General features: G+C 70.7%; 4 protein-coding genes. 1 reads left to right on the top strand and 3 read right to left on the bottom strand.

Translation table 11 applies throughout. From position 1 onward, the window contains the following. Window positions 1–97: 97 nt before the first annotated feature. A complete protein-coding gene (locus tag C3492_RS27380; protein ID WP_374938379.1) occupies window positions 98–331 on the bottom strand; it encodes a hypothetical protein in 234 nt (77 codons plus the stop codon). Between the two features lie 257 nt (window positions 332–588). Between C3492_RS27380 and C3492_RS27375 the strand changes: the two genes are divergently transcribed. Continuing rightward, window positions 589–3,891 carry a S8 family peptidase gene (locus C3492_RS27375; protein ID WP_103815008.1) on the top strand — a complete coding sequence of 1,101 codons (3,303 nt, stop codon included), beginning with the start codon at window positions 589–591 and terminating at the stop codon, window positions 3,889–3,891. Between the two features lie 634 nt (window positions 3,892–4,525). On the opposite strand, the gene C3492_RS27370 is transcribed toward C3492_RS27375, so the two are convergent. Further along, window positions 4,526–5,575 (bottom strand): aldo/keto reductase, encoded by a 1,050-nt coding sequence (locus tag C3492_RS27370; protein ID WP_103815006.1) that lies wholly within the window; start codon window positions 5,573–5,575, stop codon window positions 4,526–4,528. Between the two features lie 378 nt (window positions 5,576–5,953). Further along, a complete protein-coding gene (locus C3492_RS27360) occupies window positions 5,954–6,562 on the bottom strand; it encodes a DJ-1/PfpI family protein (RefSeq protein ID WP_103815003.1) in 609 nt (202 codons plus the stop codon). Window positions 6,563–6,655 lie beyond the last annotated feature (93 nt).

The following is a 6,655-nucleotide window of genomic DNA, read 5'->3' as shown; positions in this document are numbered from 1 at the left end:
TGGCACGAGAAGGGAAAACCCAGGTACTACCCCGGTCCGTGACCAACCATGCCGCTACGGTCTCAACTGGTGTGGAGGGGGGACCTGTCGACCAGGATCAGAAGCCTCGGAAGACGCCGTCCCCGTTCGCGGCATCAACGAATTCTTCCCAGTCCATGTTGCCGATGGAGATGTTGTTCTCCATCGACCAAAGTTCTCCGGCTATGACTCGAAGTCCACCGAATTCCTGCTCCGATTCCTCCTCGTCCTTGTCATGCGGCAGGACGGCGAGCAAGGGCATGTTTGGCTGCAAGGTGTGGTCCGTGCGTGGCCGTCTCCCAGGTCGTGCCATGGGGCGTCCGGTGGTCCTGCGCTGCCGACCGAGCCGCTGGGGGGAGTTCGCAAGCCACGCATGACGCGCCATAAGTCCAGACCTATCCGGCCATGTTGCGCCCTATGTCGTGAATAGCCCGATTGACGAGCCGGATTGGGAAACTTAGCGTGTCCGCGTCATGGGGCGACGGCGCCCGCAGCGGCCAGGGGGCTCACCGGGCCCCCGACGGGGCAAAGGGGTACGGCACCTTGCGAGGATCACGGAGAAGAACCGTCATGGCCGTCATGGCCGGTGTCGCGGCACTCGCCATGGCCGCCTCCGGGACGGCGGCGGCAGCCATGCCACCGGTTTCCCGGGGCGATGCATCCCCGTCGGCGCGGCCCGGTGTCAGGCAGGTGGTGGCTGCCGACCGCGAGGTCACCCTCATCACCGGTGACGTGGTGCGGCTCGACCACCGCGGCGGGGTGGTGAAGGTGAGTCAGGCGAAGGGCCGGGAGTCGGTCCCGTTCCAGACCTTCTCGGCGAAGGGACACACCTATGTGCTGCCCACTGACGTCGGCGGCCTGATCGCCTCCGGAAGAGTGGACATGCGGCTGTTCGACGTGACCGAGCTCAGCCGCCCGGAGTACCGTCAACTGGTCGGCGACGGAGTGCCGTTGCTCGTCAGTTACACGGGCGCGAAGCGCAGGGCCGCCGCGCGGGCCGGCGGTGCGAAGGTGCGGGCGGAGATCGCCACCACCGGCAGCGAGGCGCTGACCGTGCCCGGGACAGCGGCTTCGCGGGTGTGGACCTCCCTCACCGACAGCCCCGGCCGGAGCCCTCGGCTCGCCGCGGGGGTGCGCTCCATCCGTCTCGACGGACTCATCGAGGCGTCGCTGGACGTGAGCGTGAAGCAGATCGGCGCCCCCGAAGCATGGCGTGCCGGATACGACGGCACAGGAGTGAAGGTCGCCGTGCTGGACACCGGCGTCGACACGCGCCACGCCGACCTGGCCACCCAGGTGGTCGCGGAGAAGAACTTCACCAGTGCCCCCGACGCCGCCGACCACAACGGCCACGGCACCCATGTGGCCTCCATCCTGGCCGGCACCGGGGCCGCCTCACACAGTACGTACCGGGGAGTGGCACCCGGCGCCGACCTGATCAGCGGCAAGGTGCTCGACAACTACGGCAGAGGCACCGAGTCCTCGATCATGGCCGGCATGGAGTGGGCCGTCGACCAGGGCGCCACCATCGTCAACCTCTCGCTGGGAGGTTCCGACACGCAGGGGACCGACCCGCTGGAGGAGACCGTCAACAGGCTCTCCGACCGTGCCCTGTTCGTGATCGCCGCCGGCAACGGCGGACCGGGCGCCATGACGGTGGGCACCCCGGGTTCGGCCGACGCGGCCCTGACCGTCGGCGCGGTCGACAAGCAGGACGTGCTCGCCGCCAGGTCGTCCCGCGGCCCCCGGCTGGACGGCGCGATGAAACCCGACCTCACCGCGCCCGGCGTGGACATCACCGCGGCGGCCGCCGACGGGAGCCTCGTCGACCAGAGCGGTGTCCCGCACCCCGCCCCCGGCTATCTGACGCTGTCGGGAACCTCCATGGCCACGCCGCACGTGGCGGGCGCGGCCGCACTGCTCGCCCAGCGGCATCCGGACTGGAGCCCCGATCTGCTCAAGGAGGCGCTCGTCGGCTCAGCCCAGCCGGGCCCCTACAGCGCCGTCGAACAGGGCAGCGGACGGGTCGACGTGGCACACGCCATCACCCAGAGCATCGCCGCCCGGCCCGCCTCGCTGAGCTTCGACCGGCCCGGCTGGCCGCACGACGACGACCAGCCGGTCACCAAGACGCTGACCTACCGCAACACCGGCACGACGGCGGTCACGCTGGACCTGGCGGCCACCGCCGACGGCCCGGCGGGTGCCCGCGTACCCGACGGCTTCTTCACCCTCGGGGCCCGGCGGCTCACCGTCCCGGCAGGCGGTACCGCCTCGGTCGACGTCACCGCGAACCCCCGCCTCGCCGGCTCGACGGAGGGCGTGTTCAGCCTGGCCGTCACGGCGACGGGAGGCGGCCAGACCGTCCGCACCGCGGGAGGTGCCCAGATCGAAGGGGAGATGTACGACCTGCGCATGAAGGCCACCGCGCGGGACGGCTCCGCACCCGACGAGGACACCTGGAAGGCCTGGATATACGACCTGGCGGGCAACCGTTTCTACCCGGTCACCAGTGACGACGGTACGTTCGAACTGCGCCTGCCCGCCGGCGACTACACCATCCTGGGCGAAGTGATCACGCTGGACGAGGAAGGTGTCGCTTACGTCGGCGAGGACTGGATGGTCGCTCCCCGGCTCAGCCTCACCGAGGACACCAGCCTCGCCTTCGACGCGAGGCAGGCCAGGCCCCTCGACGTGACCGTCCAGGATCCCGCCGCCACCCTCAAGTCCGGCAGTGTCAACATCATCCCGCACGGCATCAGCGGTCTGCCGATCGCCCTCTCCACCTATCCGATGGCCGAGGGCATCCGGCTCCAGCAGGTCGGCCCCGAGCCGGAACCCGGCACGGTGACCTCCACCCTGCTCGTCGATCTCGCCCACGGCGACACCGACTACCTGCTGACGGACGAGCTCAAGGACGCCTTCTTCACCGGCTACCGGCAACACGCGAAGGCCAAGGACCTGGCCGAGCTCACCGTCCGGCAGGGCACCACCATGACACCGCGGTGGGGCGCGATCGTGTCCGAGCCCGAGTACCGCACACCGCCGGCGGCCGTCTCCACCGACCTGCCCCACACCACCACCCTGTACCTCCAGGGCGGCATCGAGTGGAAGCACACCTTCGAGCAGCAGGCGGTCCGGGACACCGAGGCCCAGTACCGGCTGCCGGCCAGGAGGTACCGCGCGGGACGCGCGTACACCGAGACGTTCAACACCGGTGTCTTCGGGCCCGCGCTCGACACGGACACCGGCGCGGGGGCGGCGACGGGACTCGTCAGGGACGGTGACCGGCTCACGGGAGCGGTGAACCCGTTCACGGACGGCGCAGGACACGACGGGGAGAGTGTGTACGACGGGGAGAGCGCCACCACGACGGTCTTCCGCAACGGCGTGGAGTACGCGACGCTGGCCGGCGTCCTCGACGACACCGCCTTCGACCTGCCCCCGGGCAGAGCCCGCTACCGGCTGGTCACGAACGTCAGCCGCGCTCGGTCGGCGGTGTCCACGGTGGGTACCGAGGTCTCCTGGTCCGCCGAGTTCAGCTCGGGCCACACGGCGAGGCCCACCGCGCTCCCGGCGAGCGTGGTCCGCTACCGGCCGGAGCTCGGCCTGGACTCCACCGCGCCGGCCGGTGCCCGGCAGACCGTCCCCGTCACCGTGCAGGGCTCGGCAGCCGGCCACCGCCTCGGATCGCTGACCGTGTACGTCTCCTGCGACCGGGGAGCGCACTGGTCCCGGACCGCCGTACGCCACGGCAAGGTCACCGTGCTCAACCCGGCCGCGGGCGAGTCCGTCTCCTTCAAGGCCGAGTTCACGGACCGCCAGGGGAACGCCTTCTCACAGACGATCCTGGACGCCTATCGCACCCGATGACACGACCCGGGGCCGTACGGGCCGCCGCACAGGCGGCCCGTACGGTGAGCGCGGCACCAGGGGAGCCCGGGTCACTCATCGGTCAAGGAGAAGGCGGACCTCGCGGGGATCGGCCGACGGCCCGCGTGAGGTACGCTTGATCTTGAGCTGGTCGCCCGAACACGGGGCGCCCGGTGATGCGTTGGTGGTCCAAGGAAAGACGCCCCGCTTCCTGCGGGGAGATGCAGGTGCAAGGCCTGCCCGGCGCTCGACGGAAAGGTCCCCGGCCTCGAACAGGCCGGGGACCTTTCCCATGCCGGCACCCGCCCCGTGCACCCGGCAGCGCCCTCGGGCCACGGCGACTTCGCCCATGGGGGCGTGCGGCCGCCGAAGATGTGGGACTGTAGTGCCGGCCGGGCCCGTTGCTTCCCCCGTGGCGACGGGCCCGGTCCCGCCGCGACGTGGGCGCGGCGCTCCTGATGATCGACTCGCGCCTCAATGGCGTCTACGACGGCAGAACCGGACCGACCCCGAACAGCGGGCGCACCGTGTTCCCCGGACCAGCGTCCCCGCGTCGAGCCGCGTTCGTCCTGGCACTGACGGACAGGAAGCAGTGCGCTCGCCGACAACACCACCGGCATCGACCTGAGTGACGTCAGTCGCCGGCCTTGATGCCGTTGATGACCGTCGTGCCCTGCTGCGCGGGGACACCGAGGGTCTTCAGGAAGGGCAGGGGGAAGCCGAGGGCCGGGGCGGTGAGGCGGTCGAGCTCGTCGAGGTGCTCGGCGGAGAGGGTGACGTCCAGTGAGGCCAGGTTGGCGTCGAGCTGGGCGACCGTACGGGCGCCGATGACCGTGGCCGTGGTCAGGGGCTGCTGGCGTACCCACGCCAGCGCGACCGCCGCGACGGTGGTGCCCGACTCCTCGGCGATGCGCCCGAGTACGTCGATCAGGGCGAAGGTCCGCTCGTTGAGGTGCCGGCCGACGAACATGCCGCGGCCGGAGCCCTCCGGGGTGTGGTTGTCACGGGTGTACTTGCCGGTCAGCACCCCGTTGGCGAGGGGGCTCCAGGGCATGACGCCGAGGCCCAGTTCGCGCGCGGCGCCGAACAACTCGCCCTCGGAGGTGCGCTCCAGCAGCGAGTACTCCAGTTGCAGGGCGGCGACCGGTGTCCAGCCGCGCCACTCGGCGAGGGTCGCCATGCGGGCCACGGCCCACGCGGGGGTGTCGGAGAGGCCGACGTAGCGCACCTTGCCCTCGCGGACGAGATCGTCCAGCGTGGACATGGTCTCCTCCAGCGGGGTGTGCTGGTCCCAGTTGTGCTGCCAGTACAGGTCGATGTAGTCGGTGCCGAGCCGTTCCAGCGAGGCGTCGATGTGTGCGCGGATGGCCTTGCGGCTGGTGCCGCCGTTGTTCGGGTCGGTGGGGTCCATGGACAGGGCGACCTTGGTCGCGATCACCAGCCGGTCGCGCTGCGCGGGGTTCTTGCGCAGGTAGGCGCCGATGACCTGTTCGGAACGCCCCTCCGTGTAGCGGTTGGCGGTGTCGATGAAGTTGCCGCCCGCGTCGGTGTAGCGCGCGAGGATGTCGAGCGAGGTCCGCTCGTCGGCGCCCCAGGAGGGATCGCCGAAGGTCATCGTGCCCAGGGCCAGGGGGCTGACGCGAAGGCCGGTGCGTCCGAGCGTACGGAAGTCGGTGAGGCTCACGGCGGGGTTCCTTGACTCTGCTGAGGGTGCGGGACGGGTGCACCGGGTGGGTTGCTGGTCGACGTCGGTCGAGCCGGCGCGCCGGAGCGCACGTAATGACGACACAGGCGCATCCATCCGGTTGGTTGGAAAGCTAGCGCACCATGTCAGTGAAAACAACCGGATGGTTTAACCGCCTCGGCGGGGGTTCTGGTCGACTGTCGGACGAGATCTACAGCGGACCGAGCCGGCGGGGCAGCGGGCGGAGCAGCGCCCGCTGCGCAACCTCGGAGACCGATCCCCAGGTGATCGGGGCGATCAGCACCACAGGGAGCACCACCAACCCTGGCTGGAGCGCCACCACCGCCGTAGCCACGGCGCCGGGCCGGCCGCGCGGCCTCAGCGCGGCGCGAGCGCGTCCGTGCGGACGGCACGCAGAGCACGGTCGACGGTCTGCCGGTTCTCGCCGACCGGAGCCACGTAGTCGAGGACGTCGCGTGCGGCCGCTTCCCCGAGCGTCCGGGTGATCACCCAGGTGGCCAGGTACTGGGACGCCAGGCAGCCACCCGCTGTCGCGATGTTCCCCTCGGCGTGGAACGGCGCGTCCAGCACGGTGACGCCGCGGGCCTCGACGAACGGCCGGCTCTTCCTGTCCGTGCACGCCGGCATGCCCTCCAGCAGCCCCAGCCGGGCGAGCACCAGCGCGCCGGAGCACTGCGCGCCGATCAGCTGGCGCGAAGGGTCGAGCCGCAGCCGGGAGACCAGCTCGTCGTCGGCGACCACGTCCCGCGTCCGCACGCCACTGCCGATCAGCACGACGTCGGCCTCGGTCACGAACTCCATCGGGCGCTGCCCGGTCACCTCCACGCCGCTCATCGACCTGACCACCGGCGCCGGCGTCGTGACGAAGGCTTCCAGGCCGTCCTCACGGCACCGGTTGATCAGCGCCGAAGCGATGAAACTGTCGAGCTCGTTGAACCCGTCGAAGGTGACCACGGCTACCTGCATCACAACCCCCTCAAGAACGGCACGGACCCCAGTCTTGCCCACCGCCCCTGATCCGCACCAGCCGCTCACGGGCCCGTTCCCGATCCCCGGCGC

Origin of the sequence: Streptomyces sp. Ru62 (assembly GCF_002920615.1) — a bacterium.
Taxonomy (GTDB): Bacteria; Actinomycetota; Actinomycetes; order Streptomycetales; family Streptomycetaceae; genus Streptomyces.
This window is presented reverse-complemented; position numbering and strand designations above follow the sequence as displayed.